The sequence below is a fragment of the Dyella sp. 2HG41-7 genome (assembly GCF_021390675.1).
Taxonomy (GTDB): Bacteria; Pseudomonadota; Gammaproteobacteria; order Xanthomonadales; family Rhodanobacteraceae; genus Dyella_B.
On record NZ_JAJEJV010000003.1, the window covers coordinates 1 to 15,069 of the forward strand.

General features: G+C 60.5%; 15 protein-coding genes. 5 read left to right on the top strand and 10 right to left on the bottom strand.

Going from position 1 to position 15,069, the window contains the following annotated elements:
• Positions 1-409: 409 nt before the first annotated feature.
• Positions 410-592, bottom strand: coding sequence for a hypothetical protein (locus L0U79_RS00015; RefSeq protein ID WP_233839829.1), 183 nt, complete (start codon positions 590-592; stop codon positions 410-412).
• A 102-nt stretch (positions 593-694) separates the two neighbouring features.
• On the bottom strand, positions 695-889 hold the full coding sequence (locus L0U79_RS00020) for a rubredoxin (RefSeq protein WP_233839830.1): 195 nt from the start codon (positions 887-889) through the stop codon (positions 695-697).
• A gap of 255 nt (positions 890-1,144) precedes the next feature.
• Here L0U79_RS00020 and hemL point away from each other — a divergent pair, with 255 nt between their 5' ends.
• Entirely contained in the window at positions 1,145-2,428 is a 1,284-nt protein-coding gene (hemL, locus tag L0U79_RS00025) for a glutamate-1-semialdehyde 2,1-aminomutase (RefSeq protein WP_233839831.1), read from the top strand.
• Between the two features lie 5 nt (positions 2,429-2,433).
• The gene (locus tag L0U79_RS00030) at positions 2,434-3,294 is read left to right on the top strand and encodes an ion transporter (protein WP_233839832.1); all 861 of its coding nucleotides are present in this window, start codon (positions 2,434-2,436) and stop codon (positions 3,292-3,294) included.
• A 35-nt stretch (positions 3,295-3,329) separates the two neighbouring features.
• Here L0U79_RS00030 and L0U79_RS00035 read toward each other — a convergent pair whose 3' ends face one another.
• The 6 genes from L0U79_RS00035 to L0U79_RS00060 form a co-directional block, all read right to left on the bottom strand.
• The gene (locus L0U79_RS00035) at positions 3,330-3,749 is read right to left on the bottom strand and encodes a lactoylglutathione lyase (RefSeq protein WP_233839833.1); all 420 of its coding nucleotides are present in this window, start codon (positions 3,747-3,749) and stop codon (positions 3,330-3,332) included.
• Positions 3,750-3,775: 26 nt separating this feature from the next.
• On the bottom strand, positions 3,776-5,014 hold the full coding sequence (locus L0U79_RS00040) for an acetylornithine transaminase (protein WP_233839834.1): 1,239 nt from the start codon (positions 5,012-5,014) through the stop codon (positions 3,776-3,778).
• A 139-nt stretch (positions 5,015-5,153) separates the two neighbouring features.
• On the bottom strand, positions 5,154-5,393 hold the full coding sequence (locus L0U79_RS00045; protein WP_233839835.1) for a hypothetical protein: 240 nt from the start codon (positions 5,391-5,393) through the stop codon (positions 5,154-5,156).
• A gap of 327 nt (positions 5,394-5,720) precedes the next feature.
• The gene (locus L0U79_RS00050; protein ID WP_233840104.1) at positions 5,721-7,055 is read right to left on the bottom strand and encodes a sigma-54 dependent transcriptional regulator; all 1,335 of its coding nucleotides are present in this window, start codon (positions 7,053-7,055) and stop codon (positions 5,721-5,723) included.
• Between the two features lie 261 nt (positions 7,056-7,316).
• A complete protein-coding gene (locus L0U79_RS00055; protein ID WP_233839836.1) occupies positions 7,317-8,135 on the bottom strand; it encodes an NAD(P)-dependent oxidoreductase in 819 nt (272 codons plus the stop codon).
• 7 nt (positions 8,136-8,142) lie between these two features.
• Positions 8,143-8,745, bottom strand: coding sequence for an LON peptidase substrate-binding domain-containing protein (locus L0U79_RS00060; protein WP_233839837.1), 603 nt, complete (start codon positions 8,743-8,745; stop codon positions 8,143-8,145).
• 77 nt (positions 8,746-8,822) lie between these two features.
• Between L0U79_RS00060 and L0U79_RS00065 the strand changes: the two genes are divergently transcribed.
• Both L0U79_RS00065 and L0U79_RS00070 read left to right on the top strand, forming a co-directional pair.
• On the top strand, positions 8,823-9,758 hold the full coding sequence (locus tag L0U79_RS00065) for an ABC transporter ATP-binding protein (protein ID WP_233839838.1): 936 nt from the start codon (positions 8,823-8,825) through the stop codon (positions 9,756-9,758).
• Complete coding sequence (locus tag L0U79_RS00070; RefSeq protein WP_233839839.1) at positions 9,755-11,170, top strand: hypothetical protein; 1,416 nt, start codon at positions 9,755-9,757, stop codon at positions 11,168-11,170. Before L0U79_RS00065 ends, L0U79_RS00070 begins: the two co-directional genes overlap by 4 nt.
• Here L0U79_RS00070 and mpl read toward each other — a convergent pair.
• Both mpl and L0U79_RS00080 read right to left on the bottom strand, forming a co-directional pair.
• Entirely contained in the window at positions 11,160-12,515 is a 1,356-nt protein-coding gene (gene mpl, locus L0U79_RS00075) for a UDP-N-acetylmuramate:L-alanyl-gamma-D-glutamyl-meso-diaminopimelate ligase (protein ID WP_233839840.1), read from the bottom strand. The two genes, L0U79_RS00070 and mpl, sit on opposite strands and share 11 nt — an antisense overlap.
• Positions 12,516-12,708: 193 nt before the next feature.
• The gene (locus L0U79_RS00080) at positions 12,709-13,293 is read right to left on the bottom strand and encodes an adenylate kinase (RefSeq protein ID WP_233839841.1); all 585 of its coding nucleotides are present in this window, start codon (positions 13,291-13,293) and stop codon (positions 12,709-12,711) included.
• A 191-nt stretch (positions 13,294-13,484) separates the two neighbouring features.
• Between L0U79_RS00080 and L0U79_RS00085 the strand changes: the two genes are divergently transcribed.
• A complete protein-coding gene (locus tag L0U79_RS00085; protein WP_233839842.1) occupies positions 13,485-14,756 on the top strand; it encodes a 6-phosphofructokinase in 1,272 nt (423 codons plus the stop codon).
• Positions 14,757-15,069 lie beyond the last annotated feature (313 nt).

A 15,069-nucleotide genomic window follows, 5' to 3' on the forward strand; every position in this document is an offset into this window, starting at 1 on the left:
GCCGTCCACCGCAAGGCGCCCACACAAGTCACCTGCGCACACTGTCAAAGATCAATCACTTGCGACCGTTTCTTCAGTCGCCCCGTCGACGTTTCGTCCCGGGTGAGCCGCCCATTCTACATCCCTTTGTACTTCCGTCAACACCCAAAATTGAGAAAGTTGAACGGGGTTTTTCAGGGAACCTTCGAGAAGGGCTGTCTCGTCGAAGGGGGTGAAATCATAGCGCCGGTTGACGAATCTGTGAAGGGGCAAAAAGACGTTCCGCGCAAAAAAACTGACGGACGAGGAGCCCATCGTCAGCACAAGCGAGCACCCATGCGGTGTCGGCACGCTATCGGGCGACTGCAACACTTCAGCCCGAGATGCGCGAAACACCCCGGGCTGCCACGTTATCTAGGCAATTACTACATCAACCGTTCGGCGAATCAGCCGTCTTCATCAGGCGCGCTGCGCCCAAGTCGGCCACTACAGGCTGAGATCGATCGCTTGGCTCGTGCGCCGGAACCAGGCCGACGCGGTACGGAACGAGCGCCTCGGGACGCATTTGCTCAAGCGCGTCCCAGTCGTCTTCAAAAGGAATGAATTGCTGCATGGCCGCCCCTCGGGGATAAGGATTCGCACGAGGAGCATTTGATCAGGGGAAAAAGCCGGCGCGCTGGCGAAATCGGGCGATTTTCAGGCAGCGCGCGGCCATTCAGTCGACTTCGATCATCTCAAAGTCGCTCTTGGTCGCACCGCAATCGGGGCACGTCCAGGTATCGGGCACATCCTCCCAACGTGTACCGGGCTCGATGCCCTCCTCCGGCAACCCCTCGGCCTCGTCATAAATAAAGCCGCAGACCACGCACATCCATTTGCGCAGGGTGGTTTCGGTGGAAGTTTGGTTCATAAAGTGTCGCCAGATCGGAGTGAATAGCGCATTCTCGCAACTCCTCCGCCGCTGCGGAAGGCCGCGGCAGTTTCGCGATGTTCTAAGAGATCGTTGTGACGAAGCGTCACACCCGACCTTCGCCGCTAGCGGCGGACTTGCATCGCTTGGACAATGGCGCATCCCCGGTCGCGCAGGTCGATACGGCCGCGACGTCGGCATTGCCGTTCTTTTTCGGCGATGCAGCCATTTCATCTCGAATCGAGCTATTTGCCCATGACCAACCATGAACTGTTCCAGCGCGCACGCAAGCTGATGCCCGGCGGCGTGAACTCTCCGGTGCGCGCATTCAAATCCGTGGGCGGCGAGCCTTTTTTCACCGCGCGCGCGGACGGCGCTTATTTGTGGGATGTAGAGGGTAAGCGCTACATCGATTATGTCGGCTCCTGGGGTCCGATGATCGTCGGACACAATCACCCTGCAGTGCGCGAGGCCGTCGAACGCGCGGTGCAGGGCGGCCTGTCGTTCGGTACGCCTTGCCCGGCCGAAGTCGTGATGGCCGAAACGATCACGCAATTGGTGCCGTCCGTAGAAATGGTACGCATGGTGAACTCCGGCACGGAAGCGACCATGTCGGCCATTCGCCTCGCGCGCGGCGCGACGGGTCGCAGCAAGATCGTGAAATTCGAAGGCTGCTATCACGGGCACGGCGATAGCTTCCTGGTGAAAGCCGGTTCCGGCGCTCTGACGTTCGGCGTTCCTACGTCGCCAGGCGTACCTAAAGCCAACGCCGATCTCACACTGACTCTGCCCTATAACGATCTGCACGCTGCGCAAGCGCTGTTTGCCGAACACGGTGACGATATCGCCGGACTGATCATCGAGCCGGTCGCCGGCAATATGAATTGCATTCCGCCGCACGATGGCTATCTGCAAGCTTTGCGCGATCTTTGCACGCGCCACGGCGCGCTACTGATTTTCGATGAAGTGATGACGGGTTTCCGCGTCGCGCTCGGCGGCGCCCAGGCGCTTTACGGCATCACGCCGGACCTCACCACCTTCGGCAAGATAATCGGCGGCGGCATGCCGGTCGGCGCGTACGGCGGACGTCGCGACCTGATGGAACAAATTGCGCCTGCTGGACCGATCTACCAAGCGGGAACGCTGAGCGGAAACCCGGTCGCCATGGCGGCGGGCCTGGCGATGCTGGAATTGGTGCAAGCACCCGGTTTCTACGAGACACTAGCCGCGCGCACGCGTCTGCTCACGGATGGTTTGCAAGCCGTGGCCGACGGTGAAGGCATTCCCTTCAGCACCAATCGGGTGGGCGGCATGTTCGGCTTGTTCTTCACGCATGAGAAAGTGAGCAGCTACGCACAGGCGACCGCGGCCGACACGGCGATGTTCAATCGCTTCTTCCACGGCATGCTCGAGCACGGCGTATTCCTTGCGCCGAGCGCTTTCGAAGCAGGCTTCCTTTCCAGCGCGCATAGCGACAACGATATCGCGGCAACGTTGGACGCCGCGCGCGCCGCGATGCGCCTTGCGCGCACAGGATAAACACCATGCACGCGCGCACGCCGTTTCGCGATCGACTCGGCCCCGCATCGGAAGCAGGGTGGCGAGCGCGCTGGTTCCACGTCATTTTCGAGCACGACGACCCGGCGAGTCGTCGCTTCGATGTACTGCTGATCATCGCCATTCTGGGCAGCATCGCTGTGGCGGTGTTCGATACGGTCGCGCAAGCGCACGTACGATACGGCGCCATTTTCTACGCGCTGGAATGGGCGTTTACGCTGGCGTTTACGCTCGAATACGTGATGCGCATCTTGGTGGTCGATCGCCCCTGGCGTTATGCGCGAAGTTTCTTTGGCGTGGTCGATTTGCTTGCCGTGCTCCCCACATGGATCAGCTTGATGGCCGCCGGCAGCCAATATTTGCTGGTCGTGCGCGCGCTGCGCATTTTGCGCATCTTTCGAATTCTCAAGCTTACCCGCTATGTGGGCGAGGCAGATCTGCTGTGGTTTACGCTGGTTCGCGCGCGCCGCAAAGTGTTGGTGTTCTTCAGCGTCATTCTTACGCTAGTGCTGATCTTCGGCGCACTGATGTATCTGATCGAAGGGCCGGAGGACGGCTTCACCTCCATTCCCACATCGATGTACTGGGCGATTGTCACGATGACGACCGTCGGTTTCGGCGATATCACACCCAAGACCACGCTTGGCAAACTGCTTACGTCGCTGATCATTCTGATCGGCTACAGCATCATCGCCGTGCCGACCGGCATCTTTACCGCCGAGTTGGCAGCCGGCATGCGCGCCAAACGCAAATACACGCCGTGCGAGCACTGCGGGCAGGCCGATCACGAAGGGGATGCGCAGTTTTGTCGCGCGTGCGGCGCGGAGTTGCCGAAAGCGGAAACTTAGGAACGGAAAGCATCGCTTCCCGTCCCTAAGCGCTATTACCAACGCCCCACGTTGGGCATCGAGGTCCACGGTTCGCGCGGCGGCAAATGACCGTCCTGCAGTAGCTCGACAGAAACAAGATCGGGCGAGCGCACGAAGGCCATGTGCCCATCGCGCGGCGGGCGATTGATGGTGTAGCCCATCGACTGCAGATGCTCGCAGACAGCGTAGATGTCGTTGACGCGAAAGGCGAGATGGCCGAAGTTGCGCGCCGAGCCGTAATCCTCTTCCGAGCCCCAGTTGTAGGTCAGCTCGATTTCCGCTTCAGGACTATCGGCAGCCGCAAGAAACACCAAGGTGTACTTGCCTTCGGGGACATCCGTGCGGCGCATCTCCTTCAAACCAAGTCCTTCGCAATAGAAACGAAGCGAGGCGTCGAGATCACGCACGCGAACCATTGTGTGTAGGTATTTCATGGGACAGTTCCTCCGAACGCTATTCGCTATTGCGCCACAAACGCGCGCAACGCGGCGTGCAGACGCGACAAGCCTTCGGACAGTTCTTCGTCTGTGATGTTCAACGGCGGCACGAAGCGCAATACATCCGGACCCGCCTGCAACACCAACAATCCGTGCGCGGCCGCAATGTCTAGGATCTCGCCTGCTTTACCGCGATAAGGCTCGGCCAGCACTGCGCCGATCATCAAACCGCGTCCGCGCACTTCCGAAAAAACATTCAACTCGGCACTGATCGACGCGAGCGCGTCGCGCAACGCGGCGGATTGGCGCTGCACATTTGCAAGCAGCTCCGTCGACGACAACTTACGCAACGCCACGCGCGCAACCGCCGCCGCCATCGGATTGCCGCCAAACGTGGTGCCATGCGCGCCGAACTGCATCACCTGCGCAACTTTCGGACCCGCCAGCATGGCACCGATCGGAAAGCCGCAACCCAAGGCTTTGGCGAGCGTCACGATATCCGGCGTCACGCCGTCTTGCGCATGCGCGAACAGGGTGCCCGTGCGCCCCATGCCGCATTGAATTTCGTCCAAGACAAGCAAGGCGTCGTGGGCGTCGCACAGTTCGCGCACGCGCTTCAGAAAACCGGGCGCTGCGGGCAACACGCCGCCTTCGCCTTGCACGGGCTCCAGCATCACGGCCGCGATGTCGCCGGCTGCGAAGGCGTCTTCCAACGCGGCGACGTCGTTGAAATCGAGATACCGAAATCCACCCGGAAGCGGTTCGTAGCCTTCCTGATATTTCGGCTGAGACGTCGCCGTCACCGTGGCCAAGGTGCGACCGTGAAAGGAACCGCGGAACGTAATGATCACGCGCCGATCCGGAGAACGGCCTTGCGCCGCCGCCCACTTGCGCACCAACTTGATGGCCGCTTCATTGGCTTCCGCGCCGGAATTGCAAAGAAAAACGCGCTCGGCAAAACCCGACGCTTCCACCAGTTCCTGCGCCAAATGCAGCGGCGGCTCGGTATAGAACACGTTGCTGCTATGCCAAAGCTTTTGGGCTTGCGCCGTCAACGCTGCGAGCAAATCAGGATCCTGATGTCCCAGCGCATTCACCGCGATGCCCGCGCCGAAATCGATGTAGTCGCGTTGCTCGGTATCCCACACGCGTGCGCCCTTGCCTCGGTCCAGCACCACTTCGCGCGGTTTGTAGACGGGCAACCAATAACGCTTACCAAGATCGACGAGAGACGACACCGAAGGCTCCTGTGTTGGATACATGTGTAGCGCGCCAAGCGCAATCGGGGAATCGCGCCACACGGGGATTACGACGAGGGTGAAGGGTCATCGTAGCCACGGTGAACGACGATGCCAACATACGCGAGCGTTGTATATCGCGACGTTTACTGTATCAATCGCGTTACATCTGCTGGAAATGGCGCTGAAACGCCATTTTCAGCGAAAACGTTTGAAGTCGAGCTGTAACAATCTGATACAGACGGCAACACACGCAAATCGCACGAAAACGCCTTAGCCCGTCATTTTGTTGCGTTTTTTCCTGATGGCACGCTACTTGCCCCTCTTCTTCTTTGAGGGACAACGTGATCGCCAAAGCAAGCGGCAGTATCGGTCCGGACCAGGCGGCCAGTATGGGGAACATGCAAAGCATCAACCTCGTCACGGGTGTTTCCAACCTGTGACGGCGCCATGGAGGAATTCGCCGTCGTAAGACGGCAACGAGGGCGGTAACCCGGCGACATGCCGCCGGGCACCATGTGGAAGCCCCCGGCTCGTCCCCTGCGAGCCGGGGGTCTTCCCTTTTTTATGGGTACGGGAAGGCCGCGGGCGCACGTTCCGCAGCCCAGTTATTGCTCGCAAAAACGGCCATCGGCATGCGCGCACGCGACGCCGAGCGTCACGATGACGTCCAAATCGCCTTACAAGCTTTGGAAGACATCGACGCGGATCGATCGATCCATGTCACGAACTACTGCATGTCTTCGAGCACCAGCTGATGCTTCTTGCACAGCCGATAGATGGTGACACGCGACACTTTCAAGCGTCGGGCGCATTCGCTGATGTTGAAACGCGTCTCGCGCAAACACGCCATCACCGCATCGCGTTCTGCCGAGGTACGCGTAAGGCCGAGACTGGAGTGTCCTGCCCTGGGTGCGATGACGTCTTCGAGATCTAGATCGGCGACGCTGATCTGCGCACCTTCCGCCACCACCGCGGCGCGCTGCACGCGATTGAGCAGTTCGCGCACATTTCCCGGCCACGAGAAATCGCGCAACGCCTTTCGCGACAACGCACTGAACGTACGCGCGTTGCAATTGTGCTGCTTGCGAAACGCGTCGAGGAAAATTTGCGCCAACTGCAACACGTCGTCGGCGCGCTCGCGCAACGCCGGCATACGCAGGCGCAACACGTTAAGACGGTAATAAAGATCTTCTCGGAAGCGACCTTGCGCGACGGCTTTCTCCAGATCGACATGCGTGGCAGCCAGCACACGCACATCGAGCTTGATCGATTGCGTGGAACCGACGCGCTCGAGCGTGCCTTCCTGCAACAGACGCAGCAGACTGATTTGCGCATCCGGCGGCAAATCGCCCACTTCATCCAGAAATACGGTGCCGCCCGCAGCCGCTTCGAAATGGCCTATACGCCGCGCATTGGCGCCGGTAAACGAACCGCGCTCGTGGCCGAACAATTCCGATTGCACGAGATTGGCCGGCAGCGCACCGCAATTGATCGCAGCAAAAGGGTGATCTCTGCGCGGCGACAACCGATGCAACGCACGCGCCGCCACTTCTTTGCCGGTACCGGTTTCGCCGGTAATCAGCACCGGCAGATCCACGGGCGCGTATTTGCGCAAGCTCGCCACCACCGCCATCATCGCCGCGCTGTTGCCGGTGATGCCTGGCACATCGGTATACGCAACAGGCACGGGCGCATCGCCGGCAAGTTTGCCGAGCGTTTCCACCAAGCGTTGCATATCGATCGGCGCGGTAAAGAAATCGATGCTTGCGCGTAGCACGCGCTCCAGCTCGGGCGCTTGCACGGACGTGTCGGTGGACAGCAATGCGAGCCAAGGAATGCGCGGATGATCGGCCATCAATCTGGCGATACTTCGCAGCGTCTCGGTATCGGCCTTGCGCACATCGGCCATCGCGACAACCGTATCGCCGCGTCGGATACCAATGCCGCCCTGCGCAACCGCATCCGCGACACGCGTATGCCAGCCTGCTTGCGCTAAGCGCGCTCTCTCGATGCTCGTTGGCTCACCGAACCACACCACGCAGCGGATCGACGTGTCGCTCATCATCGCAACGCCTCCCTCCAGGATTGCCGGCCCATCGTCCCTACCGCGTCCTATCGGTAGATGTCTGCTTGCCCCATCGCCGGCACACGTCGAAAAAACTCGACGCTGTTCACGAAATATACACCGGTTTCTGTACGTGTGATCACTTTTTAAGCAGTTAATCCCCACTCCACAACCCCAGGGCTGTGGATAACTCGCAAATGCATGGTACGCGTGAAGAGCGGCGGCCTGATGACAGCGGCCGCCAATTTTCAAAACTTATTAGTTTAGAAATAGATCAGGCAGCAAGGGGACCCCCGGCTGATAGGCGTAACGGTCGAAATCGCTGATTCCGGCCTCGTGCAGCACGTCTTCGTCGATCGCGAATCGACCGGTGCATTGGCGCGCGGACTGAGTCAGCAACGCATGCGCCGCGTCGGCCACGATCTCCGGGCGTCGGCATTGCTCGGGCTTCACGCCATCGATCATGGCGATGGCTGCGGTGGCGATCACCGTGCGTGGCCACAAGGCATTGACGGCAATGCCCAGCGGCGCGAACTCCGCGCTCATGCCAAGCACGCACAAACTCATGCCGTACTTGGCGATGGTGTAGGCGGTATGCGGTGCGAACCATTTCGGGTCGAGATTCGGCGGCGGCGCCAACATCAGCACGTGCGGATTGCTCGCCTTCTTCAAATACGGCAAACACGCTTGCGTCACCATAAAGGTGCCGCGCGTATTCACCTGATGCATCAGGTCGTAGCGCTTCATCGGCGTAGCTTCGGTGCCTGCGAGCCAAATCGCACTGGCGTTGTTGATGACGATGTCGATGCCGCCGAAACGTTCCGCCGCTTGCGCAACGGCGGCGTGCACCTCGGCTTCCTCGCGGATATCCACCTTCAGCGCGAGCGCTTTGCCGCCTGCCGCTTCCACTTCGGCGGCGGCCGTGTGAATGGTGCCTGGCAATTTGGGGTTGGGTACGCCACTTTTCGCAGCGATCACGATATTGGCGCCATCACGTGCGGCGCGCAGCGCAATGGCCAAGCCAATGCCGCGCGATGCACCTGTGATAAAGAGTGTCTTTCCGGCGAGAGTGCTCATGAGATGTTCAAGCCTTTTGGAAACGCGGAAGAATATCGCGCAAAATGCTTAACCGTTGCACGGGGTCGGTGATTTCCAGCAACTGCTGTTGTTCCTCGCGCGCCAACGGCAGCAATTCCGCGAGACGGAAACCCAGCCAGCCCGCATCGTCGTACGAGGAGCGCGGCGCAAGTCGCCACTGTGGCCCCATCGTTTCAATCAAACGCTCAAGAATGGTCTGCAGCAACGCAAATTCCACCGGCACTTGTTGCGATGCCTCGTCTGGCCACAACTGCACGTCGCCTCGTAACAAACCATCCGAACGCACGCGCGTGCGCAGCACGCGAAAACGACTGCCGCCTTCGGTTGCGATACCGAGCAAACCGTCTTCGCGATAGTTGAAATCGACGATGTGCGCCAGCGTGCCGATGGCGGCGGGTTGCGCGGGCGCGCCCACCTCGGCGCCGTCGAGAATCAGACAGACGCCAAACGCCGACCCCGTGCGCGTGCATTCGCGAACCAAATCCAGATAACGCGGCTCGAAAATGCGCAGCTGCAACTGACCGCCCGGATAAAGCACGGTATTGAGCGGAAACAAAGGCGCTTCAAGGAAAGGGAGCTGGGCCGACATAGGGGTTCATATTAACCACTGGACGCGCCTCATCGCTCACGGCAGAGTTCACCGAAATCCCACGAAGAGTCGCCTGGATGTCCATCACTCATCTGGCCACTGCCACGTCGCTCGCTTCGACATCGTCACCCGATGCCGTCATGTCGCCTGTGTTACAGGTTAACGGACTGGAAAAGTCCTTCAAAAAGCGGCACGTGCTGCAATCGCTCGACTGGAGCGTGCCGAGCGGACGCGTGATCGGTCTGCTCGGTCGCAATGGCGCCGGCAAGACGACCTTGTTGCGCTGCCTGCTCGGTCTTTCGCCCATCGACGGCGGCCACATCGAGTTGTTCGGCGAACCGATGCTTGAACCCGGCGGCGAGCGCATGCATCGCATCGGTTTCGTGCCGCAAACCTTCGATTTGCTTCCGTGGATGAAGGTGCGGGCTTATCTCGATTTCACCGCGGCGTTCTACGCCCGCTGGGACAACGCGCTGGTCGATCGTCTGCTGGCGAGCTGGGAATTGGATGTAAAGCAGAAGATCGGGGAACTCTCGCAAGGTCAGCGTCAAAAGCTGGCGATCGTTCGTGCGATTGCGCCCGATCCGGATCTTCTGGTGTTGGACGAGCCCGTCGCCAGTCTCGATCCGCAAGCGCGTCGCGCTTTTATGAGCGAACTGCTGTCGCTGATGCGCGCGCCGGGTAAGACGGTGATTTTTTCCACGCATATCACCGCGGATTTGGAACGCGCCGACGCGGATATCGCGTTGCTGCGCGAGGGTCGCATCCAGTTCATGCGGCCCTTGGCCGAGTTGCGCGAGCATGTGAAGCGCGTCGTGTTTACGCGTGCGCAAGGGTGGACGCAGCCGCCTGCCGTCGCGGGCGCGCTGAAATCGCATATCCAAAACGACCAGGCGGTGCTGCTGGTCGAAGACCCCATCGCGGATAGCTTGCATGCGCTCGCGACGCGCGAACAGGCCAGCGTGCATATTGAAACACCCACGCTGGAAGATGTTTTCGTGGAGCTGGCATGAACGTCACGTGGCAATTGTGGCTGCAATTGTTCCGGCGCGCGCCGTTGTTGGTGGTATTAGCGCACGCGTTGTTGCTGGCATCGCTGTACTTTGCCATTCACTGGCTGCGCGGCGAGCAACGCGCATTGTACATGGCAGCCCCGCTATTCGGTTTCGCGACGTGGCTATGGCATACCGGGCAAGGCTACAACCTTCGCGGCGTCTGCACGCCGGAAAGTTTTCTGCTCCCGCATTTTCGTCGTCGCTTGCTGGAATACGGCGCGATCGATGTCGCACTCTGGGTGGTTCTGCCGCTGACGATCGCGGCATTCGCCAAAGCACCGTTCCTGTCGTTCATGGCCAGTGGATTGGTGTTAGTTGCCTCATTCGGTGTGACGATGGGCTGCAACCCGCGCGCAGGCATCATTTTGTGGCCCGCGGCGATTGCGCTTGGTTGGATGCCCGCGCTGGTTAATACGCTCGCCAAACAAGCACTGCATTCCCCGCTCACGCCATGGTTGTTTCTGGCGATCGCCGCGTTGCTGCTGCGATTGAGCACCGCACCGTTGATGCGCATCGAAGATCGCGAAACCGATTCATCGCCGCTTGAAAGCACCAGCCTCGGTCGCATGCAATCCCGCAACATACCGGGGGAATCTCGGCGCAAGGGCTTTTTGGGCAAGCGCATCGCCGGCTTGTACGATCACGCTGCGCATCGCGCCATGCAGCGCGCATTGACGGCCTATCAAAGCCATCCGACATGGAGACGACGCACGCTATTGGTTCGCCGACTGCTGTTGCCCAACGACAATCCCGAAGCTATTGCGCTGCGTATCGCGTTGGTAGCGATCATCGTCTTCTTTTATTTCTTCGTGATGATGCATCGCCCGCATTTCCAGCCGACCGTGATTGGCGCTTACGCGATCGCGCTCTGCATTTCCCGGTTTCCGCAATTGAATATCGGCATGGCGCGCATGCGGCCGAACATGGCCGATCTTTACCTCACGCTCGCACCCGACACGCGCGCCGAATATCAGAAAACGATAGCGGATGCGCTACTTGTGCTCGTACCGATCAGCGTGCTGACCGCGCTTGTATACACGGCACTTGGCGCGGTGCTCGTGCACGCGCCCGATCCGTGGCGCATGCTGTTCGTGGCCGCCATCGTGTCCTTGGCGGCGAGCCTGGTTGCGCTATCGCTGCACTTGATCGGCCCCGAAGGCACCACCGGCCGCACGATCGTCAATTTCGTCGTGATGTTTGGCGTGATGGGCGTTTATTGGGGCGGCTATTGGCTGGTGAATACGCTGGGTTACGCCATCGGCGGCGGCCTGTTGACCCTAGTTACGCTGGGTTTCGGCGGTGCTACGCGGTTTGCGGCGGAACGCGAATATCTTGCGCGCCCGCCGCGTTTCGACGCGCCTATTGGCTGAGCGCCGTGACAAAGCGGCGCGGCGCATTTTCGAAACCGCCGTTGGACATAAAGACAACGTGATCGCCCGGCTGCGTTTGCGATTTCAATGAAGTCAGCAACGCGTCGACCGTCGGCGCCGTACTGGCGCGGCCGTGCAAGGCATTGGTAACGCGCGTCGCATCCCACGGCAATTCCGGGCGATGCAGAAACACCACGGCGTCGGCATCAGCCAGCGACGGCGCAAGCGCGTCGGCATGCGCGCCCAGACGCATGGAATTGGAGCGCGGCTCCATGGCGACCAGAATGCGCGCCTTGCCGACTTTCGCACGCAGCCCGGCAAGCGTCGTTGCAATGGCCGTCGGGTGATGCGCAAAGTCGTCGTACACGCGCACGCCTTGCACGTCGCCGACCACTTCCATGCGGCGCTTCACGCTCTGGAATGTCGCGAACGCCGGCAGCAATGCGCGTGGATCGGCGCCGGCAGCCGCCGCAGCAGCCAACGCAGCCAGCGCATTCATCACGCTGTGATCGCCGAGCAGCGACCACTCGATGTCACCGATCCGCTCGCCTTTGTAGTGCACGCCGAATCGCGAACCATCAGCGGCGAGCAGCGTCGCCTGCCAATCGCCTTTGCCGATGCCGAAGGTTTCCACCGGCGTCCAACAACCCATCTCAAGCACTTCAGCCAAGTAAGCATCGTGCGCGTTAACGATCAACGTGCCGTTGCCCGGCACCGTGCGCACCAAATGATGGAACTGGCGCTGGATTGCGGCGACATCCGGAAAGATATCGGCGTGGTCGTATTCGAGATTGTTGAGAATGGCGATGCGCGGACGGTAGTGCACGAACTTCGAACGCTTGTCGAAGAACGCGCTGTCGTATTCATCGGCTTCGATGACGAAGTGCTTGCCCTGCCCCAATCGCGCCGAGATGCCGAAATTGCCGGGCACACCGCCAATCAGAAAACCGGGTGCAAGCCCTGTGCTTTCCAGCAGATGCGCCAGCAAACTGGTGGTGGTGGTTTTGCCGTGCGTGCCGGCGACGGTAAGCACTTCGCGTTCGACGAGTAAACGCTCGCCCAGCCATTGCGGACCAGACACGTAGCGCAAGCGCTGATCGAGCATGTATTCGACAGCGGGATTGCCGCGCGTCATCGCATTGCCGACCACGACAAGATCCGGCGACGGCTGCAGATATTCCGCGCGATAGCCTTGCATCAAATCGATGCCCAGCGCTTCGAGCTGCGTGCTCATCGGCGGATAAACGTTGGCGTCGGAACCTTCGACGGTTTCGCCAAGCTCGCGCGCGAGCGCGGCGACGCCGCCCATAAAGGTGCCGCAAATACCGAGGATATGCAGACGCATGCCGTGTCCGTGTATTTAAGTGTGTGCTCCCTCTCCCCTGCGGGGAGAGGGTTGGGGTGAGGGGTCAATCTTGCGACAAACGCGCACTCTTTGCGCTGAAGGGGCGCAAAATTCTCGCGTAGCAAAATTAGAGATCACGGCGAGTGTGGCCCCTCACCCCGGCCTCTCCCCAGAGGGGAGAGGGAGTCGAAGGTCAGCCGTTGGCCGCCGCCGTGTCATTGGCAAGCGCGCGCTTGACGCGTGCCGTAACGTCATCCAACTCGCCCACACCATCGACCACCTGCAACTTGCCGCGGCGCGCGTAGAAATCGGCGACCGGCGCGGTTTGTTCTGCATACACTTTGAGGCGATCGCGCACTACTGCCGGATCGTCGTCCTTGCGGTGTTCGGCGGCGAAACGGATTTCGCAACGCTTGATGATGGTTTCGTTCGGCACTTCGAGCTTCACCACCGCATCGAGCGGCTGGCCGATCTTGGTGAGCAGATGATCCAGCGCATCGGCCTGCGCGAGGTTGCGCGGATAACCGTCGAGGATGAAGCCGGCTTTGGCGTCGGCTTGCGCCAGACGTTCTTCCAACATGCCGAGCAGGATGTCGTCGGAGACCAATTGGCCCGCGTCCATCACGGCCTTGGCTTTGAGACCAAGCGGAGTGCCCGCCTTCACCGCCGCGCGCAACATGTCGCCGGTGGAAATGTGCGGCACGCCGAGTTCGGTCTTGAGGCGGGCTGCCTGAGTACCCTTGCCCGAGCCGGGCGCACCAAGGAGGACAAGTCGCATATAGCTCCACAAGGTCCAGGTTCTGCCGCACACTGCGACAGTTCCACGGGATTTCTAGATGAATGGCGATCAAGGTACCGTCTGCGGGGGGTGGCGTCAAACCGCGCATCCCTCAAATTCACGCCAAGTCGCTGATAAATATGTAATCGGCGATTGAAGCCGAATGGTCATATATCTCTGGAGAACGCCACATGAAGTCCAAAGCCCGCACCGCCACCGGCCGCCTTCTGTACGCCCAGTCCGGTGGGGTGACCGCCGTGATCAATGCCACCGCGGCGGGCGTAATCCAGACCGCCCGCGCGCATCGCATTCCGGTGTATGCGGCGCGTAACGGCATCCTGGGTGCGCTGCGCGAAGAATTGATCGACACCAGCAAGGAATCTGCCGCTGGTATCGCTGCGCTTCGGCATACGCCGGGTGGCGCCTTTGGTTCCTGTCGGTACAAGCTGAAATCATTGGAAGCCAACCGCGCGGAATACGAACGGCTGATCGACGTGCTGCGCGCGCACGACATTCGCTGGTTCCTCTACAACGGCGGCAACGATTCGGCCGATACGGCGTTGAAGATTTCCCAGCTCGGCAAGGCGATGGGCTACGACATCCGCTGCATCGGCGTGCCCAAGACGGTCGACAACGACCTGGCGATTACCGATTGCTGCCCAGGTTTCGGGTCGGTGGCGAAGTACACCGCCGTGTCGACGCTAGAAGCGAGTCTGGACGTCGCGTCGATGGCCGACACCTCGACGAAAGTTTTCATTCTGGAAGTGATGGGCCGCCACGCAGGCTGGATCGCCGCCGCATCCGGCCTCGCCGGCGAAGGCGCGGATGCGCCGCCGCACATCATTCTGTTCCCCGAGCGCGTGTTCGACGAAGCGGCGTTTCTTGCGAAAGTGAAAGCCACGGTCGAGCGCGTGGGCTGGTGCACGGTGGTCGCGTCCGAAGGCATTCGCAATGCCGAAGGTCAGTTTCTCGCCGAAGCCGGCACGCGCGATGCGTTCGGCCATACGCAACTTGGCGGCGTGGCGCCGGTGCTCGCCGCATTGGTGAAAGAAAAGCTCGGCTACAAATATCACTGGGCTTTGCCCGATTATCTCCAGCGTTCGGCGCGGCATATGTCGTCCAAGACGGATGCCGACCAAGCGTATGCCGTGGGCAAAGCGGCGGTGGATTACGCACTGGATGGCATGAATGCGGTGATGCCGGTCATCGTGCGCACGTCCGACACGCCGTATCGATGGAAGCTCGAACCGGCATCGCTGGAGAAAATCGCCAATCACGAGAAAAAGATGCCGGCGAGCTTCCTTACCAAGGATGGCTTCGGCATCACCGCCGCCGCGCGGCGTTATCTCTCGCCGCTGATTCGTGGCGAAGCGCCGCCGCCGTACGGGCGCGATGGGTTGCCGAAGTATGTGCAGCTTAAGAATGTGGCGGTCGCGAAAAAGCTGCCGGCGTTTGCGCATTAAACGGCGCTCGCTGCGATTTAGGCGTTTCGCTATTTTGCTCGTCGTCCCGGCGAAAGCCGGGACCCAGTGTCTTTCGCTTTTCAGAAATGCAAAGTCGCTGGGTCCCGGCTTTCGCCGGGACGACGAACATCACGCATTAGATGAAATAACGTTGTAACGCCACGCGTAGGTTCTTCGTGCCTATCGCACCTAGAACCGACAATCGCGACAAAAAGCACCATCCCACTGCGGCATCGCACAACGTTTCATCACACAAGGTCTGCCTATACTCGACCCCGGTCCGTCCGTCTGGGGCGGTCGACACAACTGGAGG